The sequence below is a fragment of the Nocardia implantans genome (assembly GCF_035544775.1).
GTDB classification, from domain to species: Bacteria; Actinomycetota; Actinomycetes; order Mycobacteriales; family Mycobacteriaceae; genus Nocardia; species Nocardia implantans.
Genome location: NZ_JAYKYQ010000009.1, coordinates 138,614 through 160,763, shown reverse-complemented (window position 1 = coordinate 160,763; position 22,150 = coordinate 138,614). Strand labels below are relative to the sequence as shown.

At 68.9% G+C, this 22,150-nt stretch carries 20 protein-coding genes; 5 read left to right on the top strand and 15 right to left on the bottom strand.

All coding sequences use genetic code 11. From position 1 onward, the window contains the following. Nucleotides 1-201: 201 nt before the first annotated feature. A complete protein-coding gene (locus tag U3653_RS21795) occupies nt 202-618 on the bottom strand; it encodes a hypothetical protein (protein ID WP_195081637.1) in 417 nt (138 codons plus the stop codon). A 175-nt stretch (nt 619-793) separates the two neighbouring features. Between U3653_RS21795 and U3653_RS21790 the strand changes: the two genes are divergently transcribed. Next, nucleotides 794-1,201: a TIGR03668 family PPOX class F420-dependent oxidoreductase gene (locus U3653_RS21790; protein WP_195081795.1), complete on the top strand. Its 408-nt coding sequence runs from the start codon at nt 794-796 to the stop codon at nt 1,199-1,201. 95 nt (nt 1,202-1,296) lie between these two features. Further along, nucleotides 1,297-1,728 (top strand): nitroreductase family deazaflavin-dependent oxidoreductase, encoded by a 432-nt coding sequence (locus tag U3653_RS21785; protein WP_195081638.1) that lies wholly within the window; start codon nt 1,297-1,299, stop codon nt 1,726-1,728. A gap of 10 nt (nt 1,729-1,738) precedes the next feature. Here the strand turns inward: U3653_RS21785 and U3653_RS21780 are convergent, their stop codons facing one another. The 6 genes from U3653_RS21780 to pruA form a co-directional block, all read right to left on the bottom strand. Continuing rightward, entirely contained in the window at nt 1,739-2,956 is a 1,218-nt protein-coding gene (locus tag U3653_RS21780; protein WP_195081639.1) for an MFS transporter, read from the bottom strand. Then, the gene (locus U3653_RS21775; protein WP_195081640.1) at nt 2,956-3,597 is read right to left on the bottom strand and encodes a GntR family transcriptional regulator; all 642 of its coding nucleotides are present in this window, start codon (nt 3,595-3,597) and stop codon (nt 2,956-2,958) included. Before U3653_RS21775 ends, U3653_RS21780 begins: the two co-directional genes overlap by 1 nt. A 727-nt stretch (nt 3,598-4,324) precedes the next feature. Then, on the bottom strand, nt 4,325-5,734 hold the full coding sequence (locus tag U3653_RS21770; protein WP_195081641.1) for an amidase: 1,410 nt from the start codon (nt 5,732-5,734) through the stop codon (nt 4,325-4,327). A 113-nt stretch (nt 5,735-5,847) separates the two neighbouring features. Beyond that, nucleotides 5,848-7,293 (bottom strand): amino acid permease, encoded by a 1,446-nt coding sequence (locus U3653_RS21765; RefSeq protein ID WP_195081642.1) that lies wholly within the window; start codon nt 7,291-7,293, stop codon nt 5,848-5,850. Nucleotides 7,294-7,631: 338 nt separating this feature from the next. Then, nucleotides 7,632-8,591 (bottom strand): proline dehydrogenase family protein, encoded by a 960-nt coding sequence (locus tag U3653_RS21760; protein ID WP_195081643.1) that lies wholly within the window; start codon nt 8,589-8,591, stop codon nt 7,632-7,634. Further along, entirely contained in the window at nt 8,591-10,228 is a 1,638-nt protein-coding gene (gene pruA / locus U3653_RS21755; protein WP_195081644.1) for an L-glutamate gamma-semialdehyde dehydrogenase, read from the bottom strand. Before pruA ends, U3653_RS21760 begins: the two co-directional genes overlap by 1 nt. Before the next feature lie 12 nt (nt 10,229-10,240). On the opposite strand from pruA, the gene U3653_RS21750 reads away from it, so the two are divergent. Both U3653_RS21750 and U3653_RS21745 read left to right on the top strand, forming a co-directional pair. Continuing rightward, nucleotides 10,241-11,587, top strand: a complete 1,347-nt coding sequence (locus U3653_RS21750) for a PucR family transcriptional regulator (RefSeq protein ID WP_195081645.1) — start codon at nt 10,241-10,243, stop codon at nt 11,585-11,587. Nucleotides 11,588-11,831: 244 nt separating this feature from the next. Beyond that, a complete protein-coding gene (locus U3653_RS21745; protein ID WP_195081646.1) occupies nt 11,832-13,826 on the top strand; it encodes a serine/threonine-protein kinase in 1,995 nt (664 codons plus the stop codon). 314 nt (nt 13,827-14,140) lie between these two features. Here U3653_RS21745 and U3653_RS21740 read toward each other — a convergent pair whose 3' ends face one another. The 7 genes from U3653_RS21740 to U3653_RS21710 all read right to left on the bottom strand — a co-directional run bounded on the left by U3653_RS21740 (nt 14,141) and on the right by U3653_RS21710 (nt 19,215). Further along, the gene (locus U3653_RS21740) at nt 14,141-14,446 is read right to left on the bottom strand and encodes a hypothetical protein (RefSeq protein ID WP_195081647.1); all 306 of its coding nucleotides are present in this window, start codon (nt 14,444-14,446) and stop codon (nt 14,141-14,143) included. Between the two features lie 385 nt (nt 14,447-14,831). Then, nucleotides 14,832-16,220: an MFS transporter gene (locus tag U3653_RS21735; RefSeq protein WP_323124314.1), complete on the bottom strand. Its 1,389-nt coding sequence runs from the start codon at nt 16,218-16,220 to the stop codon at nt 14,832-14,834. A gap of 80 nt (nt 16,221-16,300) precedes the next feature. Beyond that, nucleotides 16,301-16,972, bottom strand: coding sequence for an SGNH/GDSL hydrolase family protein (locus tag U3653_RS21730; RefSeq protein ID WP_195081649.1), 672 nt, complete (start codon nt 16,970-16,972; stop codon nt 16,301-16,303). Between the two features lie 192 nt (nt 16,973-17,164). Beyond that, nucleotides 17,165-17,335 carry a hypothetical protein gene (locus U3653_RS21725; protein ID WP_195081650.1) on the bottom strand — a complete coding sequence of 57 codons (171 nt, stop codon included), beginning with the start codon at nt 17,333-17,335 and terminating at the stop codon, nt 17,165-17,167. Next, nucleotides 17,332-17,727, bottom strand: a complete 396-nt coding sequence (locus U3653_RS21720) for a hypothetical protein (protein WP_195081651.1) — start codon at nt 17,725-17,727, stop codon at nt 17,332-17,334. Before U3653_RS21720 ends, U3653_RS21725 begins: the two co-directional genes overlap by 4 nt. 213 nt (nt 17,728-17,940) lie before the next feature. Beyond that, entirely contained in the window at nt 17,941-18,549 is a 609-nt protein-coding gene (locus U3653_RS21715; RefSeq protein WP_195081652.1) for a hypothetical protein, read from the bottom strand. A 333-nt stretch (nt 18,550-18,882) separates the two neighbouring features. Then, nucleotides 18,883-19,215: a hypothetical protein gene (locus U3653_RS21710; protein WP_195081653.1), complete on the bottom strand. Its 333-nt coding sequence runs from the start codon at nt 19,213-19,215 to the stop codon at nt 18,883-18,885. Nucleotides 19,216-19,614: 399 nt separating this feature from the next. Between U3653_RS21710 and U3653_RS21705 the strand changes: the two genes are divergently transcribed. Beyond that, nucleotides 19,615-21,174: a phytoene desaturase family protein gene (locus tag U3653_RS21705; RefSeq protein WP_195081796.1), complete on the top strand. Its 1,560-nt coding sequence runs from the start codon at nt 19,615-19,617 to the stop codon at nt 21,172-21,174. Here the strand turns inward: U3653_RS21705 and U3653_RS21700 are convergent. Then, entirely contained in the window at nt 21,162-22,148 is a 987-nt protein-coding gene (locus U3653_RS21700) for a zinc-binding dehydrogenase (protein ID WP_195081654.1), read from the bottom strand. The two genes, U3653_RS21705 and U3653_RS21700, sit on opposite strands and share 13 nt — an antisense overlap. Between the last annotated feature and the right edge of the window lie 2 nt (nt 22,149-22,150).

The following is a 22,150-nucleotide window of genomic DNA, read 5'->3' as shown; positions in this document are numbered from 1 at the left end:
TGAGTGAATTCTCGTTTGCCTGTAATTCACTATCGGTGTGCTGGGGGCGCTCACGTGCGGCCGTATCACCGAAGCGGTATGTGAATCTCGAATTATCGACGCGTCATGTGTTCGCGTCCGTGAGCGGCGGTGGCGCCGCGTGGGCGGAGTGGCCGGCCCGCCGGGCTTCCCGGGGGCCGAAGCCGAGCCGCTGTCGTTCGATCAGAGTTGCGCGGTTTGCTCGCACGGGGGCAGGCCGTCGGCCTGGCGGAGTACTTCGGCGACGGACTCCAGATACAGCAGGGTGCGCAGCGACACGCCGTTCACGGCTTGCCCTAGGCGGCGCAGGGCCGAATTGTCCAGGTGCGCGATGACTTCCGCGTCGTCGGCCCGGTCGGGGCCGGGATCGAAGCCGAAATAGCTGGGGTCGAGCCCGAACACGTGGACCAGCCCGGCGCGGGCCTGTTCGGGAAGCGTGGCGAGATGTCCGCGCCGAACTTTGGTCAGGTGACCTGGTTCCAGGTCGTACCCGGCTGCGGTCACCCATGTCTCGACCGTATCGTCGGCGAGCGGGCGCCCGTGCGCGCGCTCCCACATCTCGAACGCTAGGTTCAGCCGGGTAGTGATATCGATTTCCACGACCGCCTCCACCTTCTGGCGACTTAGCCTGTTGACGGGTCACACATTGCCTCGACCGTAGCGTGGGAGTAGTCGATCGCCGCGATTTCACGGCAAATGTCCGGTTGCATAGGGGGCGGAACATACTCGATCCCCGATTCGCGGGGACAACGATCTCGAGGAGGCGGATTTGCTGCTGCGTTCCGAGGAAGCGCGCAAACGATTCGCGACCAGTCCGGTCGGGCGGTTGGCAACCGTTTCGCCGCAACTGCGCCCGCATGTGGTGCCCATCGTCTTCGCCGTGGCGGGGGAGGTGGTCTACACCAGCGTGGACGCGAAACCGAAGATCACCACGGCGTTGCGCAGGCTGGCCAACATCGCGGCCAACCCCGCCGTCGCGGTGCTCGTGGACCGCTACGACGACGACTGGACGCAGCTGTGGTGGGTCCGTGCCGACGGAACGGCTCGCATCGCGGAAGGCGCCGAGGCGCAAGCGGCGATCCGCCACTTGACCGTGCGCTACTCCCAGTACGAGCGGCAGCCGCCGCCGGGCCCGGTGATCGCCATCGATGTCGCGCGCTGGTCGGGATGGTCCGCCCGCTGAGCGAGCCGCGCCGCTTCGGGTACAGTCCGATTCACGGTCTCCCACTGCGGGAGTCGTCGAGCCGAACCACCCGTCGAGCCGATCGTGAGGATCGTATGCCCTCGAATTTCGCGCTGAAGGCCATGAATACGGCGCATCGCGCGCTGTTGAAGATCAGCTTCGGGAAGCTGGGCAACGATTTCTCCGGCATGCCGTCGCTCGAGCTCACCACCACCGGCCGCAAATCGGGTCGGCCGCACGCGGTGATGCTCACGGCGCCGATCGTCGACGGCGACACCTACGTCGTGGTCGCCTCCCGTGGCGGCGACCCTGTCCATCCGGCGTGGTTCCTGAATCTGCGCGACAACCCCGATGTGCTCGTCTCGGTGCGCAACGGCCCGAAGCTGCCGATGACGGCGCGGGTGGCCACCGCCGAGGAGCGGGCGGCGCTGTGGCCACGGGTCACCGCCGCGCAGCCGGTCTACGCCGGTTATCAGACGAAGACCACGCGCGAGATCCCGCTCGTACTGCTGACCCCGAAGGGCTGACCGCTGCCGTTCAGGCGCGATAGTTGCGCAGCACCGCAGCGAGGCACCCGGCCGCGGCGAGTGCGCCAGCGGTGAACATCGCCGGATAACCGAGACCGAACGTGTCGTGCAGGAACGAAAGCAGGGCCGGGGCGCCGAATCCCAAGTAGCTCGCCGAATAGAACACGGCGGTCAGCCCGGCCAGATCGTCCGGGCGGGCGATGCGTTCGATCTCCTGCAGCCCGGCCACCAAGCCGATGCCGTATCCGGCGCCCAGCACCACGGCGGCAGCCACCGTCGCCCACAGGGTCAGCAGCCCGGAGGCCGTCGCGGCCAGCGCCATCCCGAGCGTGACCGCGATCAGCGCGGCGGCGACCGCCCGCGCGGTGCCCGGCCGGTCGATCCGGCGCGCGACGGACTGGACGGCGAATCCGCAGCCGAGGGTGATCACGCAGATCATGGCGGAGAAGGCGATCGGCGCCGCGCCGACCCGGGGCGCCATCAGCGCGGGCAGCACCGCGTACGCCGCCGCGGCGGAGGTGAACAGCCACAACGCCGCAGGCAGCGCCACCGCGCGGAAGCGGCGGTGGCCTGCGGCGGGAATGCGCAGGTCGTCGCGGAGACTGCCCGGATTCCGTCGCCGGGGCACGGTTTCGGGCGCACGCCGCACCCACACGGCGGCGACCAGGCACAGCGCGACGTTGATCAGGTACGCCAAGGTGTTCGGCCACGGCGCCCACTGCGCGAGCACACCGGCGCAGCAAGCGCCGATGGCGAAGCCCGCGGTGAGGCTCATCGCGGAGCGACGCGCGCCCGTGCCCGCGGCAAGCCGCGGGCCGTGGGGAGGTTGCGCCAGCTCTTTGAGCCAGCTGCCGCCGACCGCCATCGCCAGCCCGAGCGCGACGCCGCACAGCACCCGTCCCATCGACATCAGCGGCACCGACGCGGACCCGAACGCGAGCAGCAGTGATCCGGTCGCGGCGATGAGCGGTGCAGGCCGCAGCAGGGCGCGGCGGCCGTAGCGATCCGACAGCGGGCCGCCGATCAGCAGCGCGGGCACGATGCCGAGCACGTAATAGAACAGCAGCAGGTCGACCGTCGTGGCCGCCAGTCCGTTGTGCTTGTACATCACCAGCAACGGCGTGAATTCGTTGCCGCCCCAGGCGATCGCGAACATCGCGGCGGCGACGCCGCGCCATCGGCTCGGGACGGCCAGGTCTCGGGGCGCGGTGACGGTGAGTGTCGCCATCACCGGCCTCGTAGTTCCAGTTGGTGCACGCCGGAAAGATGCTCGACCAGCGCGGCGGCGAACCCGTCCACGTCGGAAGCCGCGACCAGGTCGGCCAGTCGCGCGTGCTGCTCGATGATCCGGGTGATGTCGACCGGGCCGCGGCGCAGGGCGACGCTGTTCATCCGGCGCTGGCGTTCCCGCAGCGAGTCGTAGAAGCCCGACAGCAGCGGATTGCCGCCGGCCAGGACGTAGGTGCGGTGGAAGTCGGTGTCGGCGAGCGCGAAGCCGTCCAGATCGCCCGCGGCGGCCAGTTCGCGCTGCCGCAGGATCGAGGAACGCAACGCTTCGACCAGCATGCCGGTGTCTTTCGCGGTGGCGCCGCGGACCGCGGCCGTCTCCACCACGTACCTCGCGTGCGCGACGTGCTCGGCCTCGTCGGGCGGGATCGGAACCACCAGAGCGCCGCGCTTCGGGTACAGCTTCATCCACCCTTCGGTCTCCAACCGCAGGAACGCCTCGCGCACCGGCGTGCGGGAGGTGCCCAGGTCGGCGGCGATCTCGCCCTCGCTGATCAGCTCTCCGCCCGCGAGCGCGCCGGACAGGATGCGCTCCTTCACGGCGCGATAGGCCTGTTCAGCGGATGAATACGTCTTAGACACAAGTTGTATCTTACGCCCGGGTGCGCGGTGGATATATCGAGGGCCGGCTCCTCGGGCTGGCAGGTCTTCGACGGAAACGGCCATGTCGTCCTCGGCGGCGACCGCCGAGCCCTGACCACCGGAGGCCTGTTCGTAGTGTCCTGGTGGTCCAGTGGTCCGACTGCGGGCATGCGCCCGTGGCGAACACACCGCAACCGCCGATCCAGAGCAACATCAGGCAGTAGCAGGCCTTGTGGGTGTCGGTTCTCGCAGGTGCGCACTACGGGCCCCGTGGGCTCTGGTCGGTCCCACCAAACGTTTCTCACTGCCGCGGCCGGGCCGAGACAAAGCAACTGCGGCACGGCTGTGGGCCGAAGCCGAAAACCTGACCGGCGTCTCCGCCGAAACCATCGAATAAGCACCCGGGCCGGCAAATTCAGGTGCTGTCGGCCTGCACCCGCCGAGGACCCCACATCAGCCCCGGCCGCGCCGTAATCGAATCATCGGGCCGCTCAGTACAGAGAACGATCAATACGCGGCGCGGAGGACCGATCATGATGCGGCGGGGACGGCCGACCAAGACGCGGGTACGGACCGCCGATCGGGACGCGGCATGCGGCTGCGCGTACCAGTCGGGACGGTGCGACGCGACGCCGAGCGCGAACCGGGCCGCGTATTCGGGCACGCTCGCGAGGCTTTTCGCCGGAGCCGGTGCTTCCGATTCCGGCGCGATGTCGTGCAGGTCGGACTAGCGGTTCGAAAGGGCCGCCGGTCGCGGATGCGGGCGCGCCTGCTCGAGCTGCGCGGCGACCGGAAGAATGGCCGTCTCGCCGTTGGTGGGGCCGACCAGCTGCACCGACAACGGGAGGCCGTCGTCGCCGACGCCCGCGGGCAGCGAAGCTGCGGGGTGGCCGGTGACGTTCCACAGCTCGGTGTAGGCGACCATCGGGATCGATGCGAGCTGAGCGCGTACCGTGTTCGCGCCGTCGAGCACGCCGAGCAGCGGCGGGCGGATCGCGATGGTGGGCGTCAGCAGCAGATCGCATTCGGCGAAGACGCGGTCCATCTTCCGCGTCAACGCCGCTCCGCGCCGGATCGCCCACTCGACGACCGGCCTGCGCGCCCACGCGCCGACCGCGACCGTCTGCTTGGTGCGGCGTTCGAGTAGTTCCGGATGATCTATTTCGGCCAGTTCGGCGCGCACCCCGCCGAAGAACTGTGGGAAGAACGCGTGCATGGAATCCGGGTAGCGCACATCGATCTCGGCCACCGTATGCCCCAGTTCGGTGAGCAGTTTCGCGGTGTCGCGGATGGCGCGCACGTGCTGCGGATCGAGTTTCACCATCAGGGCGTGCGGTTTGGTGCTGTAGCCGATGCGCAACGGCCGGGCCGGCTCGCGTGCCGCCGCCTCGAAGGAGGTCGCCGGTTCCGGCGCGCGGAAGCGGTCGGTGGGAGTGCTGCCGCGGATGACGTCGTAGACGACGGCGGAGTCCAGCACGCCGCGAGTCAGCGGCCCGGCGGCACCCAGCGCCCACCACAGGTGCTCGTTCGGGGCGATCGGCACGCGCCCGCGCTGCGGTTTGAGACCGAACAATCCGCAGCACGCCGCCGGGATCCGGATCGACCCGCCGCCGTCGCCGCCGAGCGCGACCGGCACCAGCCCGGCCGCCACCGCGGCGGCGGACCCGCCACTCGATCCACCCGCGGAGCGGCTCGGGTCCCACGGGTTGCGGGTCACGCCGAAGGTGCTGGATTCGGTGTACGGCCACTGCCCGAATTCCGGCATGGCGGTCTTGCCGACGATGATCGCCCCTGCCGCGCGCAGTCTGCGCACCACCTCCGCGTCCGCCACGGCGGGCGTGGCGTTCGCCCTGGTGCCGAAGGTGGTCACCACGCCGGCGACATCGAACTCGTCCTTCACCGCGACCGGAATTCCGTGCAGCGGGCCGACCGCCTCGCCCGCCGCCCGCTCGCGGTCCCGCTCGACGGCCGCTGCCCTGGCCTCTTCGCGCAGGACATGGGTGAAGGCGCCGAGATCCGCCGCCGCGTCGATTTCGTCGAGTGTCGCCTCGACCAGTTGCTCCGCCGAGAGGGCGCCCTGAGCCAGCAACTCGCGCTGTTCGAGCACACCCGCCGACACGACCTCCCGCAGATCCATCCGCCACCGCTCCTTCCGAGCCGCGCGACGACGCGGCTGTCGCCGATGCCGACGTTCTCGACCGTATGCACTCGAGCGGCCGTTCCGCAATGGGGTACCCGGCCGACGACGGATCAGGAAGCCGCTGAGCCTTCCGCAGCGGCGGGCCGGGCGCGCTCGAGCCTGGAATGGGTGCGCGAGTAGGTGAAGTAGACGATCAGACCGACGACCAGCCAGATCACGAAACGCGCCCAGGTCTCCCACGGCAGCGACCAGATCAGGTACACCGAGAACCCGATGCCGATCAGCGGCACCACCGGCATGAACGGCAGACGGAACTCGCGCGGCTCGTCGGGGCGGGTGCGCCGCAGCACGATCACGGCCACCGACACCACGATGAACGCCATCAGGATGCCGATATTGGTCAGCTCGGCCACCACGGTGATGTCCAGCAGCCCCGCCATCAGGGCCGATCCGATGCCGACGATCCAGGTCACCCGGGTCGGCACCTTCCGGACCGGATGGGTCTTGGCGAACCACTCCGGCAGCAGCCCGTCGCGGCTCATGGCGAACCACACGCGGGTGACGCCGAGCATGAAGGTGAGCACCACGGTGACGATGCCGATGATGGCCCCGATCGCGATGACGTTCGCGACGCCAGGCTGCCCGACCGACTCGAACGCGGTGGAGAACCCGCTGGTCGGGCTGATCTCGGTGTATTTCTGCATGCCGGTGAGCACCAGGGTGGCCAGCACGTACAGGACCATCGCGATGGCCAGCGAGTAGAGGATCGCCTTCGGCAGATGCTTCTTGCCCTCGGTGGACTCCTCCGCGGCGGTGCTCATCGCGTCGTAGCCGAACACGGCGAAGAAGACGGTGGCCGCGCCGGTCCACACCGCGCCCGTGCCGAACGGGAAATACGGGGTGTAGTTGGCGCTGTCGATGTGGAACACGCCGAGCACGATGATCAGCACGACGAGGGCGACCTTGATGCCGACGGCGACGGTCTCGAACCGTCCGACGCTGCGGATGCCGCGCGAGAGCAGCCAGGCCGTGCCGAGGCAGAACAGCACGGCGAACACGTCGACGACGTGTCCTTCGCCGGTGCCCGCCGCGCCGAGCATCCAATCCGGCAGTGCGATATCGACCTGTTCCAGCAGGAATTTGAAGTAGCCGGAGACGCCGATGGCCACCACCGCCGCGACCGCGACGTACTCCAGCAGCAGATCCCAGCCGATGAACCAGCCCGCGATCTCGCCGAGCGACACGTATCCGTAGGTGTAGGCGGACCCGGCCTTGGGCACCATCCCGGCGAACTCGGCGTAACACAGCGCGGCGGCGGCGCTGGCCACGCCCGCGATGAGGAACGAGATCAGCACCGAAGGCCCGGTGACCGAGTGCGCCACCGCGCCGGCCAACGTGAAGATGCCCGCGCCGATGATGCCGCCGACACCGATCGCGGTGAGCTGCCACAGGCCCAGCGATCGCGACAGCTGCTCGTCGGCCGCGGCGGCTTCGTCCTCGACCTCGCCGAGCGGCTTGCGGCGGGTCATCTGGGCTCGTAACTGCGCGAGCGACATACGACTCCTGTGTTGAATTCGCCGCGAACGGCGGATGCTCGGTCTCGCTTCGCTCGAAACCGTAGGTTCCGCCAGTATGGTCGCGTGGCGTCGCACGTGGCGGCGAAAAGCACGCCAATCCTGGTTACTCGGTTCGGGTGGGCGGCCGACCGACCACAAGTCCTCCTCCGGCCGCTGATCGCTCCAAGCGCTGCCGCGTTACCCGCGTTGCGCCCGCGTCACCCCGCGTCGCGCCGCGCCATCGGTGCTGCTGCCGGTGCCGCGCGCGTCATCCCCGTTGCGGCTGCGCCACCCTGCCCGCGTCATCCGCGTTGCACCGCGCCACCGCACCGTCCCCCTCAGCGGTCGCGGCCGAGGGAGCGCAGAAAGAACGCGATGTTGGCCGGGCGCTCGGCCAGCCTGCGCATGAAGTAGCCGTACCACTGGTCTCCGTAGGGCACGTAGACGCGCAGCGTGTGGCCCGCTCCGGCGAGGCGGCGCTGTTCGGTGTCGCGGATGCCGTGCAGCATCTGGAATTCGAAGTCGCCGGATTTGCGGCCGCTTTCCCGCACGTGGCGCAGCGCCGCGTCGATCAGCGCGGGGTCGTGCGTGGCGATCATGGGGTACCCGTTGCCCTCCATCAGCACCCTCAGGCATCGCAGGTAGGACTCGTCCACCGCGGAGCGGCTCTGATAGGCCACCGAGGCGGGTTCGCGATAGGCGCCCTTGCACAAGCGGATCCGCGAACCCGGGCCCGCGAAGGTGCGGCAGTCCTCCTCGGTGCGTTTGAGATAGGCCTGCAGGACCGTGCCGAGCCACGGGAAGTCCACCCGCAGTTCGCGCACGATCGCCAGCGTCGCGTCGGTGGTGGTGTGGTCTTCGGCGTCCACGGTCACCCAGACCCCGGCGGCCTTGGCCGCCGTGCAGATCTCGTAGGCGTGCTCCCTGGCGATGGCGTACCCGTTCTGGGGGAGCGACTGCCCGAGCGCGGAGAGTTTCAGCGACACTTCCAGTCGCGGCACCGGCGGGTTGTCCACGGCGCGCAGTTCGGCCAGCGCCGACAGCAGTCGCAGGTAGTGCGCGACGGTTCCGCGGGCGCGGTCGAGGTCGGTGGTGTCCTCGCCGAGATAGTCGATGGTCACCGAGCGGCCGGAGCCCAGCAGCGCGGAGGCCGCGGCGACCGCGTCGCTCTCGGTCTCGCCCGCGATGAAACGGTCGACCAGCTTCTTGGTGGCCGGCATGCGGGTGATCGCGCGCTCCATGCGCGGGGAACGGCAGGCCGCCAGCACGGCGGGCCGCAGCAGTCCGGAGAAGGCCATCACAACTCCTGGTGCGGGTAGCGGTGGTCGGTCGCGGGAACGAAGGTTTCCTTGATCGTGCGAGCGGAGGTCCAGCGCAGCAGGTTCTGTGCCGAGCCTGCCTTGTCGTTGGTGCCGGAGGCGCGCGACCCGCCGAACGGTTGCTGGCCGACGACCGCGCCGGTGGGTTTGTCGTTGATGTAGAAGTTGCCCGCCGCGAAGCGCAAGCGCTCGGTGGCCGTAGCGATCGCCGCGCGGTCCCGGGCGATGACCGAGCCGGTCAAGCCGTAGGGCGAACCACGGTCGATCAGGTCGAGCACGGACTCGAACGCGCCGCGCACCGAATCGTCGTAGACGTGCACGGCCAGGATCGGGCCGAAGTACTCGGTGCCGAACGCCTCGTCGGCCGGGTCGTCGCCGAGCAGGACGGTCGGCTCGACGAAATAGCCGACGCTGTCGTCGGCGTGGCCGCCCGTGGCGATGGTCAGGCCCGGCGTCGCTTTGGCGCGCGCGATGGCGTCGGCGTTTTTGTCGAAAGCCCGCCGATCGATGAGGGCTCCACCGAAGTTGGCGAAGTCGGTCACGTCGCCGTAGCTGAGCGCGGACACCCGGTCGATGAACTCGCGGCCCATCCGGTCCCACAGCGATCGCGGCAGGAAAGCGCGCGAGGCGGCCGAGCACTTCTGGCCCTGGTAGTCGAACGCGCCGCGGATCAGGGCCGTGCTCAGCACGTCCGGATCGGCGGAACTGTGCGCGACGACGAAGTCCTTGCCGCCGGTCTCGCCGACCAGGCGCGGGTAGGAGTCGTACCGGTCGAGATTGGCCGCGACGGTGCGCCACAGGTGGCGGAAGGTGGCGGTCGATCCGGTGAAATGGATGCCCGCGAGCCGGTGGTCGGCCAGCGCGACCTCCGACACCTCCTGGCCCGCGCCGTGCACCATGTTGATCACCCCTGGCGGCAGGCCCGCCGCCTCGAGCAACGCCATCGTCCAGTACGCCGCCACCGATTGGGTGACGGCCGGCTTCCACACCACGGTGTTGCCCATCAGCGCGGGCGCGGTGGGCAGGTTGCCCGCGATGGCGGAGAAGTTGAACGGCGTGATCGCGTAGACGAATCCCTCCAGCGGCCGGTAGTCCATCCGATTCCACATCCCGGGCGCAGAGATCGGCTGATCCGCGAGGATCCGGCGAGCGAAGTGCACATTGAACCGCCAGAAGTCGACCAGTTCGCACGGGGTGTCGATCTCGGCCTGGTAGGCGGTCTTGGACTGGCCGAGCATCGTTGCGGCGGCGATGGTTTCGCGCCACGGCCCGGCCAGCAGGTCGGCGGCCCGCAGGAAGATCGCGGCGCGATCGGCGAAGGACAGCGCGCGCCACTCCGGGGCCGCCGCGGCCGCCGCGGCGATGGCGTCGTCGACATCGCCCGGTCCGGCCGTGGTGAGCGTGCCCAGCACGGCGGCGTGCCGGTGCGGCTGCACCACCGTGACGCGCTCGCCCGAGCCGTGCCGGTGCGCACCGCCGATGACGTGGGTGACCTCCGTCGGGGTCGCGGCGAGTTCGGTCAGCTTCGCGCGCAGGCGCTCGCGTTCCGGCGTGCCCGGCGCGAAGCTGCCCACGGGTTCGTTGACCGGCGGGGGCGGGGACACGACGGCATCCATGGGACCTCCCAGATGGCAGATGAATTTTCGGTAGTGAGAAGTCAACACCGGAAAACTGCCCGAATAATGAGCCGATTGGACAAAGATGAGGCAAGTGCGTTGTCGAGTTGGCCGAAGGACGGAAACGTGGGCCGGGATGGGGACGAGGTCGCCGCGGACATCGACCTGTTCGCGCTGGCGCAGATGATCGCGGACAACGCGGGCGCGATGGTATCCATTGAGGATTCGGGGTCGCACGTGCTCGCGTACTCGGCGTCCGACGAGACCGCCGACGAGTTGCGGGTGCGATCGATCCTGGGCCGGGAGGGGCCGCGGGAATACCTGACCCTGCTGCGGCAGTGGGGCGTGTTCGATCGGCTGCGCGACACCGACGAGGTCGTCGACGTGCCAGCGCACGACGAACTGAACATCAAGCGCAGGCTGGTGATCGGCATCCGCGAGCCGGCGGACGCGCACGCGCGCGCCCCGCGCATGCTCGGCACGATCTGGCTGCAGCAGGGCGATCGGCCGTTCCACCCGGACGCGGCGGAGATCCTGCGCGGCGCAGCGGCCATCGCCGGACGACTGATCTCCCGCAACCTGGACGCGCCGACCACCGAAGCGCTGCTGGCCCGTCGGCTGTTCGGCGCGGGCGGGGCTGCGGTCGACGCCGCGGCGGTGGCGAACGCGCTGCACCTGCCGCCGACCGGTCCTGCCGCGGTGATCGGCTTTGCGCTCACGACGGGCGAGCAGGCCCCCGGCCTCGAGCGGTCGGTGCTGGGCGGCGTTCTTCGATTGCGCGCCAGTGCTTTTCGCGCCGACTCGGTGACCGCCGCGATCGGTGACCGTGTCTACGTGCTGCTGCCCGGCTATCGATCGGCGCAGGCCGTGACCGCCTGGACGCGGCAGCTGATCGAGCAACTCGAAGCGAAGCGGTCGCTGTCGCTGCGGGCCGCGATCGCCTGTCCTGTACCCGATCCGGGGCGGGTGGCCGACGCGCGCGCCGAGGTCGATCGGGTTCTGGACCGCACGGCCGGATCGCCCGCGAGCCGGGTGACCACCCTCGCCGAGGCGCGTACCGCGGTGCTTCTCGGCGAAGTGCTCGATCTGGTCGGAGCACGGGCGCAGCTGCGCGATCCGCGGCTGACCGCACTCTTCGACTACGACCGCAAGCACGCCGCGAGCCTGCGCGAGAGCGTCGAGACCTACCTGCGCGAACACGGCGACGTGCGCGCCGCCGCCGCGGCCCTGTGCGTGCATCCGAACACGCTGCGCTACCGGCTGCGCCGGGTCGAGGACATCCTCGGTATGGACCTCGACGACCCCGCCGACCGACTGCTGCTGGAGATCCAGCTCGCCCTGCACCGCCGCCCGGGCTGACGACGGCTTCTGCGCGGTCGCGACCCACCGAGTCGTCTCGGCCTCGACCGTCGCGAGCAGCGGGGCGGTTTCGAACCGGCACCGGCGAGTCGGCCGGAGCGAATCGGCGGCCGACCGGGATACGTCTGCCGGGCGGGGTCGCCGCGCTCTACAGTTGAGCGCAGGAACCCGGGTCACGGCCCCGGGAAGGCGTTCGGCTCGGTCCGCGCCGGACACCCTCCGGGTCCCCGTCACGGAGGACGAGATGACGACGCGACGTCAGATGCTCGAGGTGGGGTCGCGATTCGGGCCGTATCGCCTGGATCGCCTGATCGGTCGTGGCGGCATGGGGGAAGTGTTCGAGGCCTACGACACCGTCAAGGACCGCGTCATCGCGCTGAAGGTGCTGCCCGAGCGGTTGCACGACGACCCGGTGTTCCGGGAACGGTTCCGGCGCGAATCGCAAGTCGCGGCGCGGCTGCAGGAGCCGCACATCATCCCGATCCACGACTACGGCGAGATCGACGGCAGGCTCTACATCGATATGCGTTTGGTCCGCGGCGACAGCTTGCGCGCGTTGCTGAAGGCGCAGGGGCCGCTGGAGCCGGAACGGGCGGTCGCGGTCGTGCGGCAGGTCGCCGCTGCGCTGGACGCCGCGCACGCCGACGGCCTGGTGCACCGCGACATCAAGCCGGACAACATCCTGCTCACCCCCGACGGCTTCGCCTATCTGGTGGACTTCGGTATCGCGCAATCGGCCACCGGGGACAGTCTCACCGGAACCGGCTCGGCGATCGGGTCGTTCCACTACATGGCGCCGGAGCGGTTCCATTCCCGCACGGTCACCCCCGCCGCCGACATCTACGCCTTGACCTGTGTGCTGTACGAATGCCTGACCGGTTCGCGGCCCTACCCCCGGGACACCGAAGCGCAGATCATCTCCGCGCACCTGTTCGAGCCGCCGCCGCAGCCGCACGCGCACCGCCCCGGACTGCCCGCCCGGCTGGACGACGTCGTCGCGCGCGGCATGGCCAAAGATCCGCAGGCGCGCTACGGCACCGCGGGCGAACTCGGCGCGGCCGCGCAGGCGGCGGTGGTGGCGGGCCGGGCCACGGGGCCGTCGGAGCCGCCCCCGGCCGTAGAGGCTTCGGCCGGTGCGGATAGCCGCGAAGACGGGCCGACGGCGCCGGGACTGCACCGCTCGGGGCGGCCACACCGCCGTCGGCTGCTGCGCATGCTCGCCCTGCTGTGCGTCGTCCTGCTCGCCGCCGCGATCGGCTTCCTGGGCTGGGAGCTGATCCGGCCGACCACCGGCACCGCCGTGCCGGACGCGAGCGCGCCCAACGGCCAGGACATCGAGTTGCTGTCGCTGGTCGGCCCCTCTGGTTACAAACGCGCGAACTGCGTGCACGAGAACCCCGACGCACCCAGCGTCGCCGTCGTCTTCTGCGCGGCGAATCCGGCGGCGAGCGATCCGGTGGCTCGGTTCCTGCGCTTCCGCACCCCCGACCAGATGCGCGGCTACACGCAGTCGTTGCTGGCCGGCCTGCAAGGACACAGCTGTCCGGGAGACCCGCCGGGGTCGGACGGGCCGATGCTGCGCGACGGCGTGGAAGTCGGCCGCAAGGCGTGCTTCGAGAGCAAGATGGACGATCCCGCCGCGCCGCGGCCCGCGTTGCTGCTCACCGACGAGCGGATACCGGCCGCCGCGGTGTACATCTGGAATTCCGACGAGCAGCCTTACCGCGACTATGCCGCCGTGCGCAACCGCCTCGGGTTCCGCACCGCCGACCTCGCCCGGGATCCGGACTATTTCACGCCGGCCGATCGCGCCGTGCTGAACCATCTGGCCGGTGATTTCGGTGCTGCCAATTGCCGCCACGCCGACCCGCCGCCCGGTCCGGTGGCCGCGGCGCTGGCCTGCGGCACGAAGGCCGGGTTTCCGTCCGCGGAGTTCTACGGCTTCGCGAGCCAGGAGTCCGCGACGTACCTGTACGAGGCGGATCGAGGGCAGTTCTCCGGCCATGTCTGTGGTCGCGGCGACCAAGGCGACGATGTCTGGCGACAGAACGGCAACGTGCTCGGCCGCTACTTCTGCTATCCGAACACCGACCCGGCGCTCGGGCCGAGCTGCCTGATGCTGATCCACCAGAAGTTCGCGATCATCGGTCATTTCTGCACATTGCGCGCCGATCATCCGGAACCGGGTCCGAAGACCGAAGCCGACCTGACGGCATGGTTCCACCGGTATTTCGGCTAGTGCCTCGCCCCTCGGTCTGTGCGGTGCTCGGGCCGATGCCTAGGCGAGGAACCCGATGTATCTTCGGACGGGGAATGCGCGACCCCGTCCGGCCGCATCGCCGGGCGGGGTCTTGCCATGCGCTCTCTCGCGGACCAGCAGCCGAGCGCGGCCGCCCCGCCACGCTGGGTCGGTGGTCGCGCGTGAACTGCGCGACCACCGGGGCCGCGGCTATGCGGCGCCCGCCGTCGGTGGCCATGCGCACGCTATCGGCGGACGAATTCCGACTGTGCGGGCCTGTCCCGGTGCGCCGGAGCGGATGCGTCTCTGGGTATTCACCTCGGTGTGGCGCACGGACTGGGAAGTGCCGACCCGGTGGCCAGATCGCAGACGGCGCCGGTGAATATCTGCAAGGGCGCGGTGACCAGGAGTACGAGAATCCCGATGACGTCACCGCGCTGGAGGAAGTACACGGCCGATTGCGCCGCCGCCGCGCCGGAATCCACCGCGGACGAGCCGGTTCCGGCTGCGACCGCGGTCGCCGGGGTGGAGCTGGTCGGTTCGGCGGTCGCACCGGCTGCGGTGGCGACGAGAGCCGCCGCCGCGACCGAGGCGGCGGCGAGGCGAAGGGGCGTACGCATCATTGCGCTCCTCTGTTGAAGAATTGTCGTTCACATAGTAGCGAGAGTTTCGTCCGGGTGTGCGCGAGATCGCGGAGCAAGTCTCGCCGCTTGCGGTCAGGATCTTCCGGTGGATTGCTGGCCTCTGCTGCGCAATCAGGACCAATCCGCACTCTGAAGCCCTACATGCGGCGGAAGGGAAGTCGCCCGACGGCATATCGCATGTCAAGTGAAGGCGCACTTCTGATAGAGGAATGGGTCATCACTTGATGGAGCTGCTCGCCCAGCGCGTGAGCCTGCGCGCGCAGAACGAGAAGCCGCCGAGCTACCGAGCGCCTGAGTCGCGTCGCGGGTGTTCGATGACGTTCGTCGAGCTCGGTAAGGGAGTCGTCGGTGATCCTCGCACTCAGGCCTGGCCTGCCGGCTGCTTCGGAAGCAGGAAGACGACCATGCCCGCGATGACAGCGATGACGAACGTCGCGAAAGATGCGACGGCGAAGGCGTGGCCTGCGGCGGCAACCCTGCCGACTTCCGTGGGATGGAACGAGCTGAAGTAGACCGCTCCGATAACGGCGACGCCCAGCGCCCCGCCGCACTGCTGGGCCGTGGACAAAGCTCCCGACGCCACACCGGCGGACTCCGGCTTCACGCGACTCAGCACCGTGTTCAGCGCCGGTGTGATGACGAGTCCGCCGCCGACGCTTTGCAGTACGAGGGTGGGGATCACGAGCAGCGGGGTGATCCGCGGGCCGGACACCAGCAGCAGGCCGGTCGCCAGATAACCGCTCGCCAATATGAGCGCCCCGATCTCGAGGACACGTCGGCCGTATCTCGGGATGATCCGGCTCGCCACCATGCTGAACACGAAGAATGCGATGGCTGCCGGCGTGTAGACCAGGCCCGCGCCGAGCGCCGACATATCCAGGCCTTCTTGCATCGTCACCGACAAGGCCAGGTAATAGGAGTAGATCAACGCGTACAGCGCGAGGACGAGAACGATACCGAGCGAGAACGAGCGCTGTCCGAACAGCGTCAGCGGTACCAGCGGATCCCCGCCCCGCTGTTCCAGGCGTCGCTCGAGCGCGACGAACGAGCCGAACGCGACCGCGCTGCCCGCGAAGCACGCCCAGACCCACCCCGGCCAGCCTGCCTCCTGCCCTTGGATCAGCGGGAGTGCCAGGAGGAAGAGTGCCGCGCTGAGCGCCAGCACCCCGGGCATGTCCAGCTTGCGGGTGACGGCCGAGCCTGTCTCCGGCACGTATCGCACGGCGAGCAGGAGCATGGCGATTCCGATCGGCGCGTTCGCCCAGAACACCAGGCGCCAGCCGGAGTCGAACAGGTCGGCGCCGATCAGCAACCCGCCGATGACCTGCCCGCCGATGGTGGCCATCCCCATGACGATGCCGAGCACGCCATATACGCTGTGCCGCTTCGCCGCCGGTACCAGCACCGTGACGTACGCGAACACCTGGGGAACCATCAGTGCGGCTCCCAGGCCCTGGACGACACGCGCCGCGATGAGGCTGCCCGCGTTGGGCGACAGCGCGCAAGCGACTGACGACAGCGTGAACAGAGCCACCCCGAGAAGGAAGATCCGCTTGCGGCCGTACATGTCGGCCAGGCGAGTTGCCGTGATGATGAAGACCGCGTAACTCAGTTGATAGCCCGCCAGCACCCACTGGACATCGCCGTCGGACGCGTGCAGGTCCACCGCGATCGAGGGGCCCGCGACCACGACGATGAACGAGTCGAGGACCGCCATGAACAGGGCGGTCAAAAGGATGGATACCGTCATCCACGCAATCGCGTCCGCTTCCGCGGCCACTACCGGCCGACTGGCCGTTTGCCGACTACTCGCCACGATGAGAGACCTCTTCATTTGCCGGTGCCCAGGGAATCAGCCAGCTTCTTGACCACCTCGGCCGCCATGACGGCCTGACCCGAGGTCGAGAAGTGGATGCGATCCGCACTGAGCAGGTTGTCGCGGTCGTTGACCGGGTGGTCCCACATGTCCACCACGATGGCGTCGTATTCCGAAGCCAGCCCGCGCACGATCTCGTTCACCGCGGCCACCCGCTCCGCCCAGTCGGAGAAGACCGGGACGACATACGCCCTGCCGAGCGTGAAAGTTGTCAGCAGCGCGCCGGTCCCCTTCGCCAGGTCGTACATCTGCCGAAGCGTTCGCTCTATCTCGCCGAAATCCGGCCTGCGCCGCACGATGTCGTTGGCCCCGCAGGGCAGGTGGAGCAGGTCGGGGGAGAACTCGACCATGCGGGCCGCCTGCTTCTCGAGCGTCTGGGCGGTGGTCGCTGCGTTCTCGGAGACGTTGAGGTAATCCAGATCCGGCCGGACGGATCGCAGGACACCGGCAACCCGATCCGACCAGCCCTGATCCCGGTAGCCCGGGGTGGGATCGCCGATTCCCGCCGAAAGACTGTCGCCGACAACGGCGTACCTGCCCCACGGGGCCTCGGCCAGCATTGCCACGGCATCCGCCTGATCCAGGCAGAACGGGTCGGTCTCCTCGGTGAAGACGTTGTGCTCCATGGGAAAAATATACGGTCGGCCGTATGTATTTAGCAAGATGTCGTGTCGGCGCTCGGTCACGGTTGGAGATACAGGCGCTCGTGGGGCATGCGCGGATAGGTAGATCTAGCGCGCAGATCGACGGTCGCATCATCGGCGTAGCGATGGCTTCGGTTCAGACACCGCCGACGCGCTGGCCGATGAACGCGGGTATCAGCAGATCCAACGGGGTGATCTCGTCAGCGGCGGAGGTATTTCGATGATCGGGTCGAGCACCGCGGCGGCATAGAGCCGCCCGGCGTGGGGCGCTGCGGCGGTGCGGGCGCTGGTGATCAGGACATAGATCACCTTCGCCATCACATTGGCGCGGGCGGCCTCGGTCATCCCGTCGCGTACCGCATCCCGGTAATGGTCACCAGCGTGCCGATAACCTCGGTGAGAACATCGAGTTCGGCGGCGGAACGCTCGGCCTCTCGATCGCCGCTCACCGGGAGAGCCGCAGTGGCCGATCCGGCACGGGAACCCTCGACTACATGTCGCTCGGTGCGGCGGATATCCAGCGGCGCTTGGCCGTTGACCTGGCGGTCCTGCAACAGCAGTTGGACAGTCCGCAGATGTGGGGAGCTGCTGCCCGGCTCATGCTTCCGGCCGAGTTGCCGCGCTTCGCAACGCATCTGGAGATGCATCGCGGTCTGATGCTGGTCAGAGCGGGTGATCGAGCCGAAGGAATTCGGACCGCACGCAGCGCGATGGACGCCCTTCCGCTCGAGAAACATTCCGTGACCCTGCGGATGCTGATGGACGAGATCGCCGGTTCCGGCGATGGCGCAACCCGAGCGCCTTCGCAGGTCAGTGTACTCGAGACTTTCGGGCTATACCGAGGTGTCGCGCCCCGATTCGCTCGTCCAGCGAGCGCGCAGTCTTGCCCCCGCATTCCGACCTGGTCGCCGCACCGCGGTTCGCGGGACTATTCGGTCGAATGTCCGGCGTCACCGCCGCCGTCGAGGTGTCGACGTGCTCGCGCCGTATTGCCCCACCAGCGCGATACCTACGCCGATCATGAAAATCACGAATCCGTTGGTGGCATCGTTCATGTGGCCCGGAGTGTGCTGGGCGATCGCGATCGCGCCGATTCCCCAGCCGATCACGCCGATTGTCGTGCCGATCCAGAGCAGGACTTTGCTCCACAGCGGCGCACCCGACAGATCGCCCGGCGCCGGGGAATCATAGGTGGTGTTGTAGACATCGTCGCCTGCGGTCAGGCCGTCGCCGCCGGTGACGATCCGGCTGCCGTGGGTGGCGGTGTTGATGACGGTCGGGCCGTTCATCCGATCGAGTCGGTCGCGAAGTTCGGTGAGTTCGCGAGCGAATTCGGCGTCGGCGGCCGCCGCGCGTTCGATCTCGTCGGCGAGTTGGCGGCGTGCTGCCATGCTGCGCGGGTTCCGGTCGAGGTCGTCGAGTGCGCGTCGGCCCAGTCTTCGTGTGACCGCGCCGGTGAGAGCGGTCAGTCCTTGATCCAGCGACCGGTCGACGAACCGTCCGCCCGCTGCGCCCAGTGCCGCGGCCACGTATGCGGCAACGACCATTCCGTCGATCATGTCAGCCTCCTGCAAAGCCGCCCCGGCAGCATAATCATCTCATCGAACGAACCACCGGTGTCGTTTCAGGTATTTCGACCCGAAAACCAGTTCACCGGGTTCCGGTCGGTCTACGCGGTAGCGGGCCGCATGCCAGAAGTCGAATTCGATCGCAAACCGCAGATATCGATGATCCATACCCGCAGCTATGCGTCCATCTGATTCGTGAGAATGCTTGGCTCAGCGGTCCTCCAGCTGAACTGCCGCATTTATTACCGCATCGAACTTCTCTACTGCCGATCGCACTCCCCGCACGGGCGTTCCGCCGGCCGCAGGGAGCGTCCGAGTCGCGAACTACCGGCGGCGTCTCGGTGCCGATGTCCTCGCGCCGAGCTCGGCGAAGGTCATGAGCACACCGCCGATGAGAAAGCATGGCGCCAAGCTGAATTGCTCGGACACCGAAGCGCCCTGGGACATACCGATCAGCCCGCCCACGAAGCCGATGCCGATGAACGCCAAGCCGATCCACAACAGCACTTTGGTCCACATCGGAGCACGGGACAGATCTTCGTCCGAGGCGATGTCGTAAACCGTGTTGTGAATGCTTCCTCCCGCCGTGATGCCTCTGCTGCCGGTGACGATCCGGCTGCTGTGGGTCGCGGTGTTGATCACGGTCGCCCCGTTCATCCGGTCGAGCGTCGCTTGCAGGGCCGCGAGGTCGCGGGCGAATTCCGTGTCGCCGACGGCCGCCCGTTCGATCTGATCGGCGAGATGGCGGCGTGCCGCCATGCTGCGCGGGTTCCGGTCGAGGTCGTCGAGTGCGCGTCGTCCGAGCCTGCGTGTGACCGTGCCGGTGAGCGCGGTCAGTTCTCGATCGAGCGGCCGGTCGATGACCTGTCCGCCGGTTGCCCTGAGCGCCGCGGATACATAAGTGGCAATGGCCATTCCGTCGATCATGTCAGCTTCCTCCGCAGCCGCCCCGGCAACTTGATCGTCTCATCGAACGAACCCCGTGCGGCGTTTCAAGAATTCTCGTCGTCGGGCGCGTCGCTGTCGCCAGGCGCCGCTTCGTGCTATCGAGAACAGATGACACCGACGCGGTCCTTCTATGATGTCGTGATCGTCGGTGGCGGGCACAACGGTTTGGTGGCCGCCGCGTATCTGGCGCGGGCCGGGCGGGCGGTGCTGGTGCTCGAGCGCCAGCCGCACACCGGCGGGGCCGCGGTGTCCGAGCGGGTGTTCGCGGGCGTCGACGCCAGGCTGTCGCGGTACTCGTATCTGGTGAGCCTGTTACCGCGGTCGATCGTGACGGATCTGGGCCTGCGGTTCCAGACGCGGCGGCGGGCGGTCTCGTCCTACACGCCGGTGCGGGAAGGGGGTTTGCTGGTCTCGTCGGCGCACGCGCGCACAGCGGCGAGTTTCGCGCGGCTGACCGGCTCGGACCGGGAATTCCGGGCATGGCAGCGCTTCCACGCGACCACGGGGCAATTGGCCCGGCGGATCTTTCCGACGCTGACCCTGCCGCTCCCGTCGAAGGAGGCATTGCGGCACATCGTGGACGATGCCGCTACCTGGGAAGCGCTGTTCGAGCGCCCCTTGGGCGAGACGATCGAGTCGGCCTTCGCCGACGACACGGTGCGCGGCGTGGTGCTCACCGACGCGTTGATCGGCACGTTCACCCACGCGCACGATCCGTCGCTGCGGCAGAATCGCTGCTTCCTGTATCACGTGATCGGCGGCGGGACCGGAGACTGGGATGTGCCGATCGGCGGCATGGGCGCGCTCACCGGCGCGCTGGACGCCGCCGCCCGCGCGGCGGGTGCGGAGATCGTCACCGGCCGCGAGGTGGCGAGCATCGAAACCGACGGCGCCACAGCGGAAGTGGGATACCAGGACGGGAAGATCGCGGCGCGACACGTCTTGGCGAACGTCGCGCCGTATACGCTCGCCGGGTTGCTCGGCGAATCTCTGCCGCCGAAGCCGGAAGGCGCGCAGTTGAAGATCAATATGCTGCTGAGCCGCCTCCCGCGATTGCGCGACGCCGAAGCCGATCCTCGCGAAGCGTTCGCCGGGACGTTCCACATCGGTGAGTCGTACGCCCAACTCGACCGGGCCTACGGCGAGGCCGCGATCGGCCGGATTCCGTCCGCGCCACCCGCCGAAATCTACTGCCACACCTTGTCCGATCCGACGATTCTGTCGCCGGAGCTCGCCGCCCGAGGCGCGCACACCCTCACCCTGTTCGGACTGCACGCTCGTGCGAAGCTGTTCGCCGCCGACCACGCTTCAGCGAAAGCCGAGTTCGTGAAAGCCACCCTGGTACAGCTGGATTCGGTACTGGCCGAGCCAATCGCCGACTGCTTGGCGAGAGACGAGAACGGAGTGCCGTGCCTGGAGGCGAAGACGCCCGTCGAACTCGAGCGCGAAGTCGGCCTGCCCGGTGGGCACATCTTCCACCGGGATCTGGCCTTCCCTTACCTCCCGGACGACGCCGACCCGGCCGACCCAGCCGCCCGGTGGGGCGTGGCGACCGGTCACCGCAATGTGTTCCTGTGCGGTGCGGGCGCCATCCGGGGCGGCGGCGTGAGCGGGATTCCCGGGCACAACGCCGCGATGGCCGTGCTCGACGCCGGTCAGGCGGGCTGACCGCGCAGCGCGATCTTGGCGGCGCGCCCCGGCGTCTCGGTGGCGACGGCGGCGTCCGCCGCGGCGTCCAGCGGGTAGGCGGCTTCGACATCGAGCCGCAGCTCACCGCGGGCGGCGAGATCGATCAGTTCGCTGATCAGCCGTCCGCGCTGGTCGGCGCCGATCTCCTCGATCCGCTTGGCGCCCCAGAAGCCCTTGACCACGGCTTGGCCGAAGATCAGGTTGCCCGTATCCAGCGTCAGCGGCTTGCCCGAGAGCGCGCCGAAGGAGATCAGTTGACCGCCCGGCGCGAGCAGTGCCAGCTCGTCGGCCGCGGCGCGACCGCCCACCTGATCGACGGCCCGGAGGATGGGCGCACCGGAGGTGGCCGCTTCGACCTGGTCGCGCCAGCCCTCGCTCTCGGTGTCGAGCACCGGTTCGTAGCCGAGTTCGCGCAGCGCCGCGACAGAACTCGGACCGCGCACGAGGTTCAGCACGCGCAGACCGCGTTGCCGGGCGAAGACATTGACCAGCCTGCCGACCGCGCCGTTGGCGGCATTGATCGCCAGCCATTCGCCGGCGCGCAGCTCGAGGTCCTCGATGAGCATCAGCGCGCTCAACGGCATGGCCAGCAGCTGGGCCGCGGTCTCGTCGGAGACCGTGTCGGGCAACGGGACCACCTGGCGGGCCGGGACCACGAAGTACTCGGCCCACACGTTGATCGCGCCGGACACCGTCACCCGCCGTCCGACCGACATATCGGTGACGCCGGGGCCCACCGCGTCGACGCGCGCGACCGCCTCGCTGCCCGGGATGGCGGGCAGCTCGGGCCGGTAGCCGTACACGCCGCGCACGATGGCCAGATCGTGATTGTGGATCGGCGACAGGATCAGCGCCAGTCGCACCTCGCCAGGACCTGGCTCGGGTACCGGGCGTTCGGCGACGGTCAGTACATCCTTCGGTTCGCCGAACCGTTCGATGACTACGGCACGCATAT